Annotated in this window: 15 protein-coding genes; 10 read left to right on the top strand and 5 right to left on the bottom strand. The window is 65.4% G+C overall.

What is annotated here, in order from left to right; translation table 11 throughout:
- Nucleotides 1-80: 80 nt before the first annotated feature.
- Both rpsT and B5520_RS06165 read right to left on the bottom strand, forming a co-directional pair.
- Entirely contained in the window at nucleotides 81-341 is a 261-nt protein-coding gene (gene rpsT, locus B5520_RS06170) for a 30S ribosomal protein S20 (RefSeq protein ID WP_056739236.1), read from the bottom strand.
- Nucleotides 342-509: 168 nt separating this feature from the next.
- Nucleotides 510-1106, bottom strand: a complete 597-nt coding sequence (locus B5520_RS06165) for a type II toxin-antitoxin system PemK/MazF family toxin (RefSeq protein ID WP_079596184.1) — start codon at nucleotides 1104-1106, stop codon at nucleotides 510-512.
- Between the two features lie 173 nt (nucleotides 1107-1279).
- On the opposite strand from B5520_RS06165, the gene lepA reads away from it, so the two are divergent.
- Together lepA and hemW are read left to right on the top strand one after the other, a co-directional pair.
- Entirely contained in the window at nucleotides 1280-3133 is a 1854-nt protein-coding gene (gene lepA / locus B5520_RS06160; protein ID WP_079596183.1) for a translation elongation factor 4, read from the top strand.
- Nucleotides 3134-3169: 36 nt separating this feature from the next.
- Nucleotides 3170-4399 (top strand): radical SAM family heme chaperone HemW, encoded by a 1230-nt coding sequence (gene hemW / locus B5520_RS06155; protein ID WP_079596182.1) that lies wholly within the window; start codon nucleotides 3170-3172, stop codon nucleotides 4397-4399.
- 82 nt (nucleotides 4400-4481) lie between these two features.
- Here hemW and B5520_RS06150 read toward each other — a convergent pair whose 3' ends face one another.
- Nucleotides 4482-4901: a DUF4870 domain-containing protein gene (locus B5520_RS06150; protein WP_079596181.1), complete on the bottom strand. Its 420-nt coding sequence runs from the start codon at nucleotides 4899-4901 to the stop codon at nucleotides 4482-4484.
- A 118-nt stretch (nucleotides 4902-5019) separates the two neighbouring features.
- Nucleotides 5020-5871 carry a DUF3097 domain-containing protein gene (locus tag B5520_RS06145; RefSeq protein ID WP_079596180.1) on the bottom strand — a complete coding sequence of 284 codons (852 nt, stop codon included), beginning with the start codon at nucleotides 5869-5871 and terminating at the stop codon, nucleotides 5020-5022.
- Between the two features lie 177 nt (nucleotides 5872-6048).
- On the opposite strand from B5520_RS06145, the gene hrcA reads away from it, so the two are divergent.
- The 3 genes from hrcA to B5520_RS06130 all read left to right on the top strand — a co-directional run bounded on the left by hrcA (nucleotide 6049) and on the right by B5520_RS06130 (nucleotide 9056).
- Nucleotides 6049-7062 (top strand): heat-inducible transcriptional repressor HrcA, encoded by a 1014-nt coding sequence (gene hrcA, locus B5520_RS06140; RefSeq protein WP_079596179.1) that lies wholly within the window; start codon nucleotides 6049-6051, stop codon nucleotides 7060-7062.
- Nucleotides 7063-7146: 84 nt separating this feature from the next.
- The gene (gene dnaJ / locus B5520_RS06135; RefSeq protein ID WP_079596178.1) at nucleotides 7147-8274 is read left to right on the top strand and encodes a molecular chaperone DnaJ; all 1128 of its coding nucleotides are present in this window, start codon (nucleotides 7147-7149) and stop codon (nucleotides 8272-8274) included.
- 2 nt (nucleotides 8275-8276) lie between these two features.
- On the top strand, nucleotides 8277-9056 hold the full coding sequence (locus B5520_RS06130; protein ID WP_079596177.1) for a 16S rRNA (uracil(1498)-N(3))-methyltransferase: 780 nt from the start codon (nucleotides 8277-8279) through the stop codon (nucleotides 9054-9056).
- Here the strand turns inward: B5520_RS06130 and B5520_RS06125 are convergent.
- Complete coding sequence (locus tag B5520_RS06125) at nucleotides 9043-9996, bottom strand: GerMN domain-containing protein (RefSeq protein WP_104443452.1); 954 nt, start codon at nucleotides 9994-9996, stop codon at nucleotides 9043-9045. The genes B5520_RS06130 and B5520_RS06125 overlap by 14 nt on opposite strands.
- A gap of 358 nt (nucleotides 9997-10354) precedes the next feature.
- Here B5520_RS06125 and B5520_RS06120 point away from each other — a divergent pair, with 358 nt between their 5' ends.
- The 5 genes from B5520_RS06120 to B5520_RS06100 all read left to right on the top strand — a co-directional run bounded on the left by B5520_RS06120 (nucleotide 10355) and on the right by B5520_RS06100 (nucleotide 15854).
- Nucleotides 10355-11443 (top strand): PhoH family protein, encoded by a 1089-nt coding sequence (locus tag B5520_RS06120; RefSeq protein WP_079596176.1) that lies wholly within the window; start codon nucleotides 10355-10357, stop codon nucleotides 11441-11443.
- Nucleotides 11440-11913 carry an rRNA maturation RNase YbeY gene (gene ybeY, locus B5520_RS06115; RefSeq protein WP_079596175.1) on the top strand — a complete coding sequence of 158 codons (474 nt, stop codon included), beginning with the start codon at nucleotides 11440-11442 and terminating at the stop codon, nucleotides 11911-11913. The genes B5520_RS06120 and ybeY overlap by 4 nt, the downstream gene beginning before the upstream one ends.
- Nucleotides 11910-13241: a hemolysin family protein gene (locus B5520_RS06110; protein ID WP_079596174.1), complete on the top strand. Its 1332-nt coding sequence runs from the start codon at nucleotides 11910-11912 to the stop codon at nucleotides 13239-13241. The genes ybeY and B5520_RS06110 overlap by 4 nt, the downstream gene beginning before the upstream one ends.
- Entirely contained in the window at nucleotides 13225-14184 is a 960-nt protein-coding gene (gene era, locus B5520_RS06105) for a GTPase Era (RefSeq protein ID WP_079596173.1), read from the top strand. The genes B5520_RS06110 and era overlap by 17 nt, the downstream gene beginning before the upstream one ends.
- A 113-nt stretch (nucleotides 14185-14297) precedes the next feature.
- Nucleotides 14298-15854 carry an LCP family protein gene (locus B5520_RS06100; protein WP_079596172.1) on the top strand — a complete coding sequence of 519 codons (1557 nt, stop codon included), beginning with the start codon at nucleotides 14298-14300 and terminating at the stop codon, nucleotides 15852-15854.
- Nucleotides 15855-15892 lie beyond the last annotated feature (38 nt).

Below are 15892 nucleotides of genomic sequence, written 5' to 3'. Positions count from 1 at the left end.
CTGCCTATTGATGCTTAAAGATGTGTGGCCGGTACCCGAGGGTACCGGCCACAACCATCAGTTCAGACGAACTGGAAACCTTAGAGTGCGTTGACCTTCTTGGAGATCGCCGACTTGCGGTTCGCTGCGTTGTTCTTGTGCAGAACACCCTTGCTGACAGCCTTGTCCAGCTTGCGGCTGGCAGTAACCAGGGCAGCAGCAGCTGCATCCTTGTCCGTGGACTCAACGGCGGTGTTGACGGCGCGGATGGCCGTCTTCAGCTCGGACTTGACTGCGTTGTTGCGCAGGCGTGCCTTCTCGTTGGTGAGGATGCGCTTCTTCTGGGACTTGATATTCGCCACGTGTGAACTCTCTTTTTAATGCGGAAATGGTCTAGAGGGCTTTCAGATTGGCCATTGACTGAGCGGCGTGGGGATACCTATGGCGGCCAACCATCAGTGGCCGTCGACCTGCACGGACACACAGCTATAAAGAATAGCAGGTCAGGCGCCGGACTGGCCATTTTGCCGTTAAGACCAGCCGTGTCGCCGCCGCAGCCCGGCTGCCACGCTGTCGAAGCGCGTCCGGTCCAGGACCGCGCCTTCTCGCCGGATGCTGTCCGGCCTGATCTGCAGGATGCGGTCAAGCCTGGCCTCACTCGGCCGGCCCTGCCGGTCCCAGCCTCCCTTGCCCAGGTCCACATAGTCGCTGGAGGCCGACGCGGCGGGAATGCGGTCGCGGCTGGTGAGCATCAGCCCCAGCAGGTAGGGCCCGCTGCGCCCCACCAGGAGGACCGGGCGGTCCTTCCCGCGGGTGTGGTCTTCTTCGTACGGAACCCACGCCCACACCACCTCGCCCGGATCCGGCGCACCATCGGGCTGCGGCGCATACGAGACTTTTGACCGCCCCTGGAAATCGCCGGGGTAGGTGTCTCCGGGACGGCCCGCGGCAACGGCACCGGCGGAAGCTGCATTCCGGGAACCGGACTTCTTGGACATGGAACCCCGGGTAGCGCGGTTCGGTGCGGGGCGGGGGCCGGCGGGTGGTGTTGCCCGTCCTGCCTTCCGCAGCAGCCGGAGGCCGCTTCCGACGGCGTTTCCCAGGGAACGGAGGAGGTTGATAGCCATGCCGCCACCCTATAGCCGGCGGTGCGCCGGGGAATGACGGCAGATCCGGCATGGAATGCAGTGCCACAGGTCCGGACGTGGGACACTGGATGTTCCAGATGTGCGGCTCAACCGCAGGGGCCTTGTGCAGTGCCCCGGCGGTGCCGCGTGAATGCCAACAGTAAGGACCCTGCGTGTCTCCCATGGCCCGCACCGCCCCGGTGCCCGCCGCGACAGATCCGGCCCTCATTCGGAACTTCTGCATCATCGCGCACATTGACCACGGTAAGTCCACCCTGGCAGACCGCATGCTGCAGTTCACCGGCGTCGTTCAGTCCCGCGACATGAAGGCCCAGTACCTGGACCGGATGGACATCGAACGCGAGCGCGGCATCACCATCAAGTCCCAGGCAGTCCGCATGCCCTGGGAACTCGACGGCACCAGTTACGCGCTGAACATGATCGACACCCCCGGCCACGTGGACTTCACCTACGAGGTTTCCCGCTCGCTCGCCGCCTGCGAAGGAGCGATCCTTCTGGTGGACGCAGCCCAGGGTATTGAGGCCCAGACCCTCGCCAACCTGTACCTGGCAATGGAAAACAACCTCACGATCATTCCGGTCCTGAACAAGATTGACCTCCCGGCAGCCCAGCCCGAGAAGTACGCGGCCGAACTTGCCAGCCTGATCGGTGGGGATCCGGAGGACGTCCTTCGCGTCTCGGGAAAGACCGGCATGGGCGTTGAAGCCCTGCTGGACAAGATTGTCCGCGACCTGCCGGCCCCCGAAGGCGACGCAGACGCCCCCGCCCGTGCCATGATCTTCGACTCCGTCTATGACACCTACCGCGGCGTGGTGACCTATGTCCGCGTGGTGGACGGCATGCTCCACCCCCGCGAACGCATCCAGATGATGTCCACGCGGGCCACGCACGAACTCCTTGAGATCGGCGTCAGCTCACCGGAGCCCACACCCTCCAAGGGCCTGGGCGTCGGCGAAGTGGGTTACCTCATCACCGGGGTGAAGGACGTCCGCCTGTCCAAGGTGGGCGACACCGTCACCAACCTCGCCAAACCCGCGGCTGATTCCCTGCCCGGCTACGCCGATGCCAAGCCGATGGTGTTCTCCGGCCTGTACCCGCTGGACGGCACGGACTATCCGGTGCTCCGCGATGCGCTGGAGAAGCTGATGCTCAACGACGCCGCCCTCGTGTACGAACCTGAAACGTCCGCTGCCCTGGGCTTCGGTTTCCGCGTGGGCTTCCTCGGCCTGCTCCACCTGGAAATCACCCGGGAGCGGCTGGAACGCGAATACAACCTGGACCTCATCTCCACCGCCCCGAACGTGGAATACGAGGTGACGCTGGAGGACAAGAAGGTGGTCCATGTGACCAACCCCAGCGAATACCCCTCCGGCAAAATCTCGGAGGTCCGCGAGCCCATGGTCTCCGCAACCATCCTGGCCCCCAATGAGTTTGTCGGCGCCATTATGGAGCTGTGCCAGAGCCGCCGCGGCGTGATGGGCGGCATGGACTACCTGTCCGAGGACCGGGTGGAAATCCGGTACCGCCTGCCGCTCGCCGAGATCGTGTTCGACTTCTTTGACATCCTCAAGTCCAAGACCCGCGGTTACGGCTCCCTGGACTGGAAGGCCGACGGCGACCAGGTGGCCGACCTTGTGAAGGTGGACATCATGCTCCAGGGTGAGCAGGTGGATGCGTTCTCCGCCATCACCCACCGCGACAAGGCCTACTCCTACGGGGTCATGATGACCACCAAGCTGCGCGAACTCATTCCCCGCCAGCAGTTCGAGGTGCCCATCCAGGCAGCCATCGGCTCCCGGATCATTGCCCGCGAAAGCATCCGCGCCATCCGCAAGGACGTCCTGGCCAAGTGCTACGGCGGTGACATCTCCCGTAAGCGCAAACTGCTGGAGAAGCAAAAGGAAGGCAAGAAGCGCATGAAAATGGTGGGCCGCGTCGAGGTCCCGCAGGAGGCCTTCATCGCCGCACTCACCACCGACGAATCCAAGGACAAGGCCAAGAAGTAGTGATGATGGTGGCCGGACATAACCAGGGCCGCAACGATGCCTAGCGTTCTTCCACTCGGCGACCCGGCGCCGTCGGACGGACTGCTGCCTGCCCAGGCGGCAGAAGGTGCGGCGGACCGGGCGTTCGGGTTGTACGTACACATTCCGTTCTGCGCCGTCCGTTGTGGTTACTGCGACTTCAATACCTACACCGCCACTGAACTGGGCGGCGGTGCGTCGCAGGATGCCTACGCCCAAACCGCGGCGTCCGAGGTGGCGCTGGCGGCCAAGGTGCTGGCCGGGTCGGGGATCCCCGACCGGAAGCTCAGCACCGTCTTCTTCGGCGGCGGCACTCCCACGCTGCTTCCCGCGGACGACCTTGCCCTGATTCTTCGGACGGCCATCGACCAGTGGGGGATCGAGGACGGCGCCGAAGTCACCACGGAGGCCAATCCCGACTCCGTCACGCCCGAATCCCTCGCCATTTTGAAGGAGGCCGGATTCACCCGGATCTCGTTCGGCATGCAGTCGGCTGTTCCGCATGTGCTCAAGGTCCTGGACCGGACGCACACGCCCAGCCGGGTGCCGGAGGTTGTGCAGTGGGCGCGCGAGGCGGGTCTCGCCGTCAGCCTGGACCTGATCTATGGAACGCCGGGGGAGTCCCTGGCCGACTGGCGCCACACCCTGGAAACGGCATTGTCGTACGGTCCGGACCACATCAGCGCTTACGCGCTGATCATCGAGGACGGCACCAAGCTGGCTGCCCAGATCCGCCGTGGGGAGGTACCCGGAATCGACGACGACGACCATGCGGACAAGTACGAGCTCGCCGATGAGCTGATCACCAAAGCCGGGCTGGGCTGGTACGAAGTCAGCAACTGGGCCCGTACCCCGGACCATGCCTGCCGCCACAACCTCGCCTACTGGCGCGGGGACGACTGGTGGGGGATCGGCCCCGGCGCGCACTCCCACATGGGCGGTGTCCGCTGGTGGAACGTCAAGCACCCCACTGCCTACGCCGGCCGCCTGGCGCAGGGCCTGTCCCCGGCCGCAGGCAGGGAGACCCTGGACCTGGAAACCCGGAACATCGAGCGCGTCATGCTGGAAGCCCGCCTTCAGGCCGGGCTTGAGGTGGCCGCCTTGAGCGCCGTGGGTCGCCATGAGATTGCCGGGCTGATTGCCGACGGCCTGGTGGACCCGGCCGCGGCATTCCGGGGGAAGCTGGTCCTCACCCTCAAGGGACGCCTGCTGGCTGACGCGGTGGTCCGCCGCATCCTTCCCGAGTAATCCGCTAAACCAACACGGGGTCACTCCCGGCCCAATAACGCGTGGTTGTTGGGCAGGGCGTGGCCCCCGTATTGCTGGAACGCTACTTGATCCAGCGAAGGTTGTACGGGTAGCGGTGCGGCTGGCCGCGGTTGACGTGGATGCCGGCGGCCACGGAGAAGCAGGTCAGGGCGATCCAGATGAGGGTCGCGATCACGGCAAAAATGTTGCCGATCACGGGGATGAACACCAGGATATTGGCCACCACGGCCGCGATGGTGGGCGGGAGGCTGAAGTTGAGGGCTTCCTTGGACTCCTGGGCGGTGAACGGGCCACGGTCCCTGAAAATGAGGAAGATCAGCAGGGCAGGAACGCAGCCGAGGATCCCGCCAAAGTGCGCCAGCGTGGCCCACTGCCGGTCCTCGCCCGCCGTCAGGGGCAGCGCATTCGCCGGGACGCCGTGGTATTCCGAGCGGCCCGCGCCGCCCTGGCTGTCCCTGTGATCACGTGCGTTTTCTGACACAGTCTGTTCCTTCGAGAGTGCAAATGGTGCGAATGCCGGTGGTTGGATGCGGGCCTGCCCCTTTTTCACAGGCACCGCAGTACCAAGAATACTGGCTATCCGGGTGTTGGCTGCCCAATCAGGGAACAGTGAGGAAGTCGATCACTTCCTCAACCCGCCCCAGCAGGGATGCTTCCAGGTCTGCATAGCTGCGGACGGCCCCCAACAGCTTCTGCCATCCCAGCCCGATGTCTTCCTTCGTGTCGTGGGGCCAGCCGAAAGCGGCCAGGATCCCGGTCTTCCAGTCCTGCCCGCGCGGCACAACGGGCCACTTCTCGATGCCGAGGACAGCGGGCCGGATGGCCTGCCACACGTCCACGTAGGGATGGCCCACGATGAGCACATTCCCGGCCGCGCCGGGAGACGCCATGACGGCATCGGCAATGCGCGACTCCTTGGAGTCCGGCACCAGGTGGTCCACGAGCACGCCCAGGCGCCGTCCCGGTCCGGGCCGGAAGTCGGCCACCGCGCCGGCCAGGTCGTCAATGCCGTGCAGGGGTTCGACGACGATGCCCTCCACCCGGAGGTCGTCTCCCCACACTTTTTCCACCAGTTCGGCGTCGTGCTTTCCCTCCACCCAGATGCGGCTGGCCTTGGCTACCTGTGCGCGCTGGCCGGCAACCCGCACGGAGCCGGAGGCAGTCCTTCCTGCGGCGGGGCCGGCCTTCGCCGGACGGGGTGCCGGGGGCATCAGGCGGATGGCGCGGCCTTCGAGGAGGAAACCGAAACCCAGCCGGAAGGTCCGTGACTTCCCGCGGCGGTCCTCGAGGACCACCACGTGCATCCCGCCGGACTTTTCCACCCGGGTGACGGCGCCGACCCAACCGGACTGGACGTCCTCCAGCACCATTCCGCGCTCAACGGGCACTTCGGGCAATTGGGTCCGGACGGGCGCGGACATGTCCCGGGGGCCCCAGTTCTGGTAATCCATGGATCGACTCCGCCTAGCGCTAGATCAGTGCCACCGGAATTTCGCCCGGAGCGGTACCAATGCTAACAACGGCCCGAGGCATAATAGACTGTTAGCACTTAGGCATGTCGAGTGCTAACCCTGGTGGTGGCACGGTGCGGGCGGCACGGCCGCCCTGACCCTGGATGGAGGTGGAGTGTGAGCGAGCCACGCAAGCTGGAAGTACTGCGGGCCATCGTGGAGGACTACGTCCACTCCCGCGAGCCGGTGGGATCCAAGGCCCTGGTCGAGAGGCATCATCTCGGCGTCTCCAGTGCGACAATCCGCAACGATATGGCGGCGCTGGAGGACGAGGGCCTGATCACCGCCCCGCACACCAGCGCGGGCCGGATTCCCACGGACAAGGGCTACCGTCTGTTCGTCGACCAGATTTCGGCCGTCAAACCCCTGTCGCAGGCCGAGCGCCGGGCCATCCAGTCGTTGCTGGAGGGCTCAGACGACCTTGACGACGTCCTGGACCGGACGGTCCGCCTGCTGTCGCAGCTGACCAACCAGGTGGCGGTTGTCCAGTATCCGCACCTGAGCCGTGCCCTGATCCGGCACATCGAATTCGTCCTGCTTGCTCCCCGCAAGGTGCTGGTGGTGCTCATCGCGAACAGCGGCAAGGTGGAACAGCGGGTCATCGACGTCGGGCAGGACCTGGGGGACGACGCCCTGGCCGCCTTGCGGACCCGGTTCCTGGGTTCCCTTTCAGGAACGCCGCTGGGCCAGCTGGCCCAGTCACTTCCGGCCGTGGTGTCGGCGGTTAGTCCCGGCCAGAGGCCGGCCGCGCAGGCGCTGGCCCACGGGCTGGAGGTGCTGGCGCACAGCAGCCGTGAGGACCGGATGGTGATGGCGGGAACGGCGAACCTTGCACGGTCCAACGTCGATTTCCCGCTCAGCATCGGCCCCGTCCTGGAAGCCCTGGAGGAGCAGGTGGTCATGCTGCGGCTCTTGAGCGAGATGGCGCAGGACCACCGCGGCGTGGCCGTCAGCATCGGCCGCGAGAACCCCTACGACGGCCTTTCCGAGGCGTCCGTCGTGGCCACGGGATACGGCCCGGACAGCACGGCCAAGATTGGCGTGCTGGGGCCGACGCGCATGGACTATCCCACCACCATGGCCGCCGTCAGGGCTGTTGCCCGTTACCTTTCCCGGATCCTGGGACCCTGACCGGCGGTCCCGGCGCTCAGGCAGCCGGAACCACGGGCAGGGCACCCCGCATGCAGGCAGTACAACAAGGAAGAGATACAAACTTTGAGCAGCCACTATGACGTCCTTGGAGTCTCACCGGAGGCCACCGGCGAAGAAATCAAGAAGGCCTACCGCAAGCTGGCCCGGACCCTGCACCCGGACGTTAACCCGGGTGAGGACGCCGCAGACCGCTTCAAGGCAGTAACCCACGCGTACGAGGTCCTTTCCGACCCCCAAAAGCGGCGCGTCTATGACACCACCGGCAACGAAAACGGTACGGACAACGGATTCGGCGGCGGCAGCTACGCCGGCCAGGGCTTCGCGTTCCAGGACATCTTTGACACGTTCTTTGGCGCCGGCGGCTCCACCGGGCCTGCCTCCCGTGTCCGCCGCGGCCAGGACGCCCTCATCAGTGTCCGGATCGACCTCCGCGATGCGGTGTTCGGCGTCAACAAGAAACTCGAAGTGGACACCGCTGTCACCTGCCCCACCTGCGAGGGATCATGCTGCCGGCCCGGCACCCACCCCGAACGGTGTGACATCTGCGGAGGCAGCGGCCAGGTCCAGCGGGCCGTTCGCTCCATCCTGGGCCAGGTCATGACGGCTGCGCCCTGCGGCAGCTGCGAAGGCTTCGGCACCGTCATCAAGGACCCCTGCAACGAATGCAGCGGCCAGGGACGGATCCGGAGCCGCCGGTCCCTGACCATCAAGGTTCCCGCCGGCGTGGCCACCGGCACCCGGATCCAGCTCTCCGGCCAGGGCGAGGCCGGGCCCGCCGGCGGACCCTCCGGTGACCTTTACGTGGAAATCCGCGTCAACAATGACGCCACCTACGTCCGCGACGGAGACGACCTCCACGCCACGCTGAACATCCCCATGACGGCCGCAGCGCTGGGTACCGAGGTAAGCCTTGAGACCTTCGACGGGACCCAGGAAATCGACGTCAAGCCCGGAACGCAGTCCGGTGAGATCATCACCCTCCGCGGCCTCGGCGTTACCCACCTGCGCGGCTACGGCCGCGGCGACCTGAAGGTGCACCTGCAGGTTGAGACCCCCGCAAAGCTGGATGCCGCCCAGGAGGACCTGCTGCGGCAGCTCGCCAAGATGCGCGGCGAGCAGATCACCGAGGGCAAACTTGCTGCCAGCGGCGGCATGTTCGCCAAACTCCGGGACCGCCTCGGTAACCTGTAGCGGTGAGCAACCCCGTCTTCTTCACTCCCGCCGGGTCCCTGGACGGCGTCGCGCCCGCAACGCGGTTCATCCTGGAAGGACCCGAAGCCAGGCACGCTGTTGCGGTTAAACGGCTGTCACCCGGTGAAGCTGTGGACATCGTGGACGGTGCCGGCACACGGATGAGCGGACGCGTCACCGCGGCTTCTTCCTCGGCTCTGGAAGTCGAGTGCACGTCGGTGGCTGTCGAAGACCGCCCCGATGTCCGGCTGGTCCTGGTCCAGGCGCTTGCGAAGGGCGACCGGGACGAGCTGGCCATCGAAACGGCGACAGAGCTCGGAATCGACGCCGTCATTCCGTGGCAGTCCGAGCGTTCCATCGTGCGCTGGAAAGGTGACCGGGCCGCCAAGGCCCATGCCAAATGGCAGTCCGTTGTGACTGCGGCGGCCAAGCAGGCACGCCGGGCCTGGGTTCCCGAGGTCCGGCCCGCCGTCGACACAGCCGCCCTGTCCGCGGCCGTCGAAGCCGCCGGCCTGGCTGTCATCCTTCATGAGGACGCCGTGCGGCCACTGCGAAACGTCCTCGAAGCATGGGATGGAGCGGGGGGAGCGGCGCCCCGGGAAGTGCTCCTGATCGTGGGACCGGAAGGCGGCATCAGCCCCCGGGAAGTCACGAAACTCTGCGACAAGGGCGCCGTGACAGCACTCCTGGGCCACCACGTCCTGCGCTCATCAACGGCCGGGCCTGCCGCCGTCGTCCTTGCCAGCGACATCCTGGGCCGCTGGAAGGCTACCACACCTTAAAGGCCCGTGTGTCCTCGTACTGGTCCGGCTGGTCGCCAGTGCCCGCCTGGGAGACCCGCAGCTCGTAGTCACCTGGCGGCAGGTTGAGCGCCAGGGTGAACACCCCGGCCTGTCCCTGTTCAGCAGACGCGGTGGTCTCGCCCGTGAGGAACGGCTCCTTGGCGCCGTTGTCCCTGGACTGGAGGATCTGCCAGCGGAGCTTGCCGCCTGCCGTTGTGTTGCGCCCGGTGATCTTGACGCTGCCGCCGCCCACTTCCACGTTTTCCTGGGGGTCGATAATCCAGACGGGTGCAACAAGGCCTGCGGTGCGCGTCATCAGGGCGCCCAGCTGGATGTGGTCAAAGGCCACGTAGTCCGTATGTCCGTCCACCAGGATGCGCACCCGGATCTGCTGGCCCGAGTCGATCAGTCCTGAGCTGGCAGCCGCGGCCGTTGCCGTATACACCAGCTGCTGGATGGCCCGGGCAGCCATGTCGGCGTCGAGATTGCTGTTGAATGCATCCTCGGACACATCAACAGTGATGACGTCCTTGCCCGAAATCGACGTGGCGAGCTGGCTCGGGTTCTGCCAGGGGGTAAAAAAATCAGGGTCGAGGGGTTTGTCGGACATCATGGCCCGCAGTGCCCGGGTCACCGGATTTTCCTGGTCCGGGACATCCCGGAATTCCCGGTAAAGGAAAACCCCGCTGTCGCTGCGGCCGATCCAGTACACAGGCGCCTTGTTGGAGGACTGGGTGGTTTCCAGCGGCGCGCTGGTGGACGGAGGCTGTGCGGTGCCCGAGGCGGCCGGACCTGTGAGCGGCGTGGCTGTGGGTGACGGTCCCGCTTCGGCAATGCAGCCCGTCAAGGCGGGAACGGCAACAAGGACACCGGCAAGCACAAGAGCGCGCGCGCGGCCCAGGGCACGGGCGGCGCCCTTGGGCGCAGCGGTTTCCGGCACTTTTGTTGCCTGTCCTTTCCTTGCATGGAGGGCCGATCCCCGGGCGGCCTGGTGTTCCAGCTGCAGCTGGATTTCCAGCATGGCACAACGCGCGGGGCCCAAGAGCCGCGGAGCGGCACTGGCGGCCAACTGCAACGGGAACGATATGAGGCCGATATGAAGTTGATACCTTATGACGCAACCGCCGCCGCGTCGGGCCCTTTTGTGCCCTGCAGGGCAGCCTCCCTATATCCGGCCGTGGGACGCTCTGGCGTAAGATGGAAGGATCGCTGGACGGGGAGAACGGGCAACGGCCTCCGCGCAACAGCCCAACAACTGAACCGACCTCGAGGGGACCACAGGCCTGCGGGCCAGCACCATGACTGAATCAGCTAACGGAAAGCGCCGGCTCACCACCGGAGAGGGCACGCCCGGGGAGTTCCCCCATTCCCTTCCCGGCATCCGGACCGAGGTAGTCCTTTTTGACAACTCCGATCAGATGGTCCAGTCACTCGGCAGCCATGATGAGGCGTTGCGGTACATCGAGGAACAGTTCCCGGACGTTAATTTCCACGTCCGCGGCAACGAACTCTCCATCAGCGGTCCCACCAGTGACGTACCGCGGATCATGCGGCTCCTCCATGAAGTCCGCGGCCTCGTTGCCCGCGGCACGGTGATCAATCCCACGGTGCTCCAGCAGCTGGTGGCCCTCTTGCGCACCCAGTCCCTGCAGAACCCCGTGGACGTGCTGACCCATGACATCCTCTCCAGCCGCGGCCGCACCATCCGCCCGAAAACCCTGAACCAGAAGAATTACGTTGACGCCATTGACGACAACACCGTGATCTTTGGTATCGGGCCGGCCGGAACCGGCAAGACGTACCTTGCCATGGCCAAAGCAGTACAGGCGCTGCAGCAAAAAGAGGTCAGTCGGATCATCCTGACCCGTCCGGCGGTTGAAGCCGGGGAACGCCTGGGCTTCCTCCCCGGAACCCTGAGCGACAAAATCGATCCGTACCTCCGTCCGCTCTATGACGCACTGCACGACATGATGGATCCCGAATCCATTCCGCGGCTCATGGCAGCCGGCACCATCGAGGTGGCACCCCTTGCCTACATGCGCGGCCGCACGCTCAACGATGCCTTCATCATTCTCGACGAGGCGCAGAACACCACGCCTGAGCAAATGAAGATGTTCCTGACGCGGCTCGGCTTCGGCTCGAAGATGGTGGTCACCGGTGACGTAACCCAGGTTGACCTGCCCTTCGGCACCCGGTCCGGACTGCGGATCGTGGAGGAAATCCTGACCGGCATCGAAGGCGTGAACTTTTCGGTCCTGGACGCGGCCGACGTCGTCCGGCACCGCCTGGTGGGCGACATCGTCAATGCCTACAGCATCTGGGACGATGCCCAGCGCCGCCGCGTCAAACATTCAGCAACCAAGGAAAAACGGGGGGAACACGCTTGAGCATCGAGGTGAACAACGAGTCCGGCGTCCAGGTTGACGAAGCGGAACTCGTTGCGCTGTCCCGGTACATCTTCGAACAGCTCTATATCCATCCCCAAGCAGAACTGTCGATCCTCCTCGTGGACGAGCCCGCGATGGAGAAGCTGCACATCGAACTGATGGATGAGCCGGGATCCACCGATGTCCTGTCCGTACCCATGGACGAGCTCACACCCGGGACGCCGGACCGGCCCACTCCGCAGGGAATGCTTGGCGACATTGCCATTTGCCCCCAGGTGGCCGTGGTCCAGGCCCGGAACGCGGGCCATCAGCTCCAGGATGAAATGCTGCTGCTGACAACACACGGCATTCTGCACCTGTTGGGCTACGACCATGCAGAACCCGAGGAGAAGGCCGAGATGTTCGGGCTCCAGCGGGAGCTCCTGTCCGGCTTCACCGGCAAAGAAGCACCCGCCGAGACCACCCAGTGACGCCTTTGCTCCTTGTCGCGATGGCCCTGGTCTTCCTGGGTATCGCGGCGGTGTTGACCGCGGCCGAGGCCGCCTTCAATTTCCTCCCGCGCCACGACGCCGAGGAGGCACTCCTCAAGAGCCGCAATATCGCCATGCGCCGGATCCTCGCCCAGCCCGTGGCGCATATCCGGGCCCTCCGGTTCTGGCGCATCTGGTTCGAGATGGCTTCCGCGGTGGCTGTGGCCGTCCTGCTTTACAGCCTGCTGGACAACATCTGGCTTGCCGGCCTGGCAGCAACCGGCATCATGGCCCTGCTGGGATTCGTGATCGTGGGTGTCTCACCCCGGCAGCTGGGCAGGCTGCATTCTGCTGCCGTGGTCCGTTTCACGGCCCCCTTGATCCGCTTCCTCACCTGGGTCCTGGGGCCCATCCCCGGCTGGCTCGTGGCGTTGGGAAGCGCGGCAGCGCCCGGCGCGCCGGGCGGCGACGAAGCGTTTTTCAGCGAGCAGGAATTCCGTGAGCTTGTGGAGCGGGCCAGCGAATCCGACATGATCGAGGACACCGAGGCTGAGATGATCCAGTCCGTGTTCGACTTCGGCGACACGTTGGTGCGCGCGGTCATGGTGCCCAGGACGGACATCCTCAGCATCGAAGCGGGCTCCAGCCTCCGCCAGGCCATGACGCTGTTCCTTCGCTCCGGCTATTCCAGGATCCCTGTGATCGCCGAGGACACCGACCACATCCTCGGCATCATTTACCTTAAGGACGTTGCCGCCGTCCTGCATGAGCTGGCCCCGGACGAGGAACCGCCGCTGGTGGAGTCACTGGCCCGGGAGGTCCGGTATGTGCCGGAATCCAAGCCGGTGAGCGACCTGCTGCGTGAACTGCAGAAGGAATCCACGCACGTTGCCATCGTCATCGACGAATACGGCGGCACGGCCGGTCTTGTCACCCTCGAGGACCTGATCGAAGAGATCGTGGGCGAAATTGTTGACGAGTACGACACCGAAAGCGCGGAAGCCGTGGAGCTGGGCGATGGCTCCTATCGGGTCAGCGCGCGCATGAGCATCGACGACCTGGGCGAGCTCTTCGACATGGAGCTCGACGACGACGAAGTGGACACCGTGGGCGGCCTGCTCGCCAAGGCGCTCGGCAGGGTTCCGATCGTTGGAAGCCACGTGGAAGTCCACGGAGTCTCGCTCCGGGCGGACCGGTTGGAAGGCCGGCGGAACCGCGTCAGCCACATAATTGCGGCAGCGGTGCCAAGAGTAGACACTGACCTTGAAGACCTCCTCGAAGAGGCGGAAACAACCCAGCAGGGAGTTCCACGTGAGCAAGAAAAATAAAGCAGCAGCAGAGGAAGACTTCGGCGGCTTCCGCGCAGGCTTTTCAGTCCTGGTGGGGCGTCCCAACGCCGGAAAGTCCACCTTGACCAACGCCTTGGTGGGGAAAAAGGTGGCCATTACGTCCGCCAAGCCGCAGACCACCCGCCACACCATCCGTGGCATCGTGCACCGGGAGGACGCCCAGCTGATCCTGGTGGACACTCCGGGGCTGCACCGCCCGCGCACCCTTTTGGGTAAGCGCCTGAACGACCTCGTGGCGGACACCCTCGCCGAGGTGGACGCCATCGGCTTCTGCCTGCCGGCCAACGAAAAGATCGGTCCGGGGGATAAATTCATCGCCGCCCAGCTGGCCGCGGTGGGACGCAAGCCTGTCATCGCCATCGTCACCAAGGCGGACCTGGTGGACCGCCAGGCCCTGACCGAACAGCTCCTGGCAGTCGCGGCGCTTGGCCGTGAAGTGATGGGGGAGGACGGCTGGAAGGACATCGTGCCCGTGTCCGCGACGGATGGCTTCCAGGTGGAAACCGTGGCGGATGTCCTGATCAGCCACATGCCGCCGTCGCCTCCGCTGTATCCCGACGGCGAACTGACGGACGAGCCCGAGGCCGTCATGGTTGCCGAGCTGATCCGCGAAGCGGCACTCGAAGGCGTCCGCGACGAACTGCCGCACTCCCTCGCAGTGGTGGTCGAAGAGATCGTTCCCCGCCCGGACCGGCCGGAGGACAACCCGCTCCTGGACGTGCGCGTGAACCTGTACGTGGAACGCCCGTCGCAGAAGGCCATCATCATCGGCAAGGGCGGCAGCCGGCTTCGCGAGGTGGGAACCAACGCGCGCAAGGGGATTGAAGCCCTGCTGGGTACACGCATCTACCTGGACCTCCACGTCAAGGTGGCCAAGGACTGGCAGCGCGACCCGAAGCAGTTGGTCAAGCTGGGTTTCTGACCTGCTTCACCGGTGCCGCTGCAGCGCTGCCGGGCAATTCCCAGACTGGGCCACTAAAATGGACCGGATTTTGATTTTAGAGGAAGGTTCACCACGTGGGGCGAGGCCGCGACATGCGCGACAACAGGGCTGACGTGTCACCCGGAACAGGACCTGCGTCCCGCCATGCGGACGATGGCACTGCCGGGGCAGCGCGCCACCTTGGCTCCCTGCGGGGGATGCCCGTGTGGCTGAAGGTTGTCACCGCCGTCCTTTCCCTGGCCATCGTGGGAGGCATCGCGTTCGCCGGGTTTTGGTACCTGCGCCTGCAGGGCAATATTTCCAAGGCCCCGCTGAACGCGGGCGGGGGAAACAGCGAGACGGTCAGCGACGCCACCGGCAGGATGCAGATCCTCATCCTGGGCTCGGACACCCGCGACGGGAAGAACGCTGAGTACGGGGAAGCCGACCTTTCCGCAGGCTACGGCAAGTCGGACGTCATGATGCTCATGGACATCTCCGAGGACAACAAGCGCGTCAGCGTCATCAGCTTCCCGCGTGACCTCCTGGTGGACATTCCCGAGTGCAAAGACGGGGAAACCGGTACGGAATACCCTGCCCGCAGCGACGTCATGATCAACGAGGCAATGACGGAAGCCGGCATCGGCTGCGCCGTGGATACCGTCAACAGGATCACCGGGCTGGAGGTGGACCACTTCATGATGGCCGACTTCAACGCCGTGAAGGAACTCTCCAATGCCGTGGGCGGCGTGGAAGTCTGCATCAGCGACGCCGTGTATGACCCTGACTCCCGGCTTCGGCTGCCGGCGGGCACCTCCATGGTCCAGGGAGAGCAGGCGCTTGCGTTCCTGCGCACCCGCCACGCATTTGCCGACGGCGGCGACCTGGGCCGCATCAAGGCCCAGCAGGGCTTCCTCTCCTCGCTGACGCGGAAGATCAAGGACGACGGCACCTTGGCCGATCCCGGCAAGATGCTGAAGATCGCCGACGTCGTTACCCAGAATCTGACCGTGGATGAAGGGCTGGCCTCGGTTCCCACCCTGCTGACCATCGGCAACCGGCTCAAGGACATCGACATCAGCAAGGTGGCGTTCGTCGCCGTCCCCACCGCCCCGGCAGACCTTGACCCCAACAGGCTCCAGATTGCCGAGCCGGCCGGCTCCCAGCTCTTTGCTGCACTCCGCAAGGACATCGACCTGACCGACCCCACCGCTCCCGCAACGCCCTCGCCGAGCGAAACCGCCCCGCCGTCGGCCGCCCCGACCGAAACTGCCCCGGCCCAGCCGCCCTATGACAAGGCAATTCAGCCTGTCACGGTGGCGAACGGCACCGGCGTCCCCGGGCGTTCCCAGGAAATTGTCCAGGCGCTCATCTCCGGGGGCTTCACACAGGCTGCCCAGTTTGAGGCAACAGCGGTGGCGCAGTCGATGGTCTACTACGGTCCCGGCTTTGCCGACGTCGCGGCCGACGTTGCCGCGGTACTCGGAATCCCGGCCGGGCAGACCGTTGCCCTCCCCGCAGTTTCAGGAGTCCAGGTCTACCTGGGCACCGATTTCACGACGGGCACCACGTACGGCGCGGCGGCCGCGCTGCCGGAGGACATCGTGAACCAGACGGCCGGCGACGAGACCTGCCAGCAGGCGAACCCGTACCTCATCGTTTCTGAATAAAGCCAGGCTGCTTAACTGAATCGGGGCCCGCCGGAAGG

Origin of the sequence: Arthrobacter sp. P2b (assembly GCF_900168295.1) — a bacterium.
GTDB lineage: Bacteria > Actinomycetota > Actinomycetes > Actinomycetales > Micrococcaceae > Arthrobacter.
The sequence above is the reverse complement of the archived record's forward strand: the minus strand, read 5'-3'. Positions and strand labels throughout refer to the sequence as shown.

Bases quoted from the DNA above. Each gene is read 5' to 3' on its own strand.
- B5520_RS06100 (WP_079596172.1), top strand. From the start codon at position 14,298: ATGCGCGACAACAGGGCTGACGTGTCACCCGGAACAGGACCTGCGTCC.
- hemW (WP_079596182.1), top strand. From the start codon at position 3,170: ATGCCTAGCGTTCTTCCACTCGGCGACCCGGCGCCGTCGGACGGACTG.
- B5520_RS06145 (WP_079596180.1), bottom strand. From the start codon at position 5,871: ATGGATTACCAGAACTGGGGCCCCCGGGACATGTCCGCGCCCGTCCGG.
- B5520_RS06165 (WP_079596184.1), bottom strand. From the start codon at position 1,106: ATGGCTATCAACCTCCTCCGTTCCCTGGGAAACGCCGTCGGAAGCGGC.
- B5520_RS06120 (WP_079596176.1), top strand. From the start codon at position 10,355: ATGACTGAATCAGCTAACGGAAAGCGCCGGCTCACCACCGGAGAGGGC.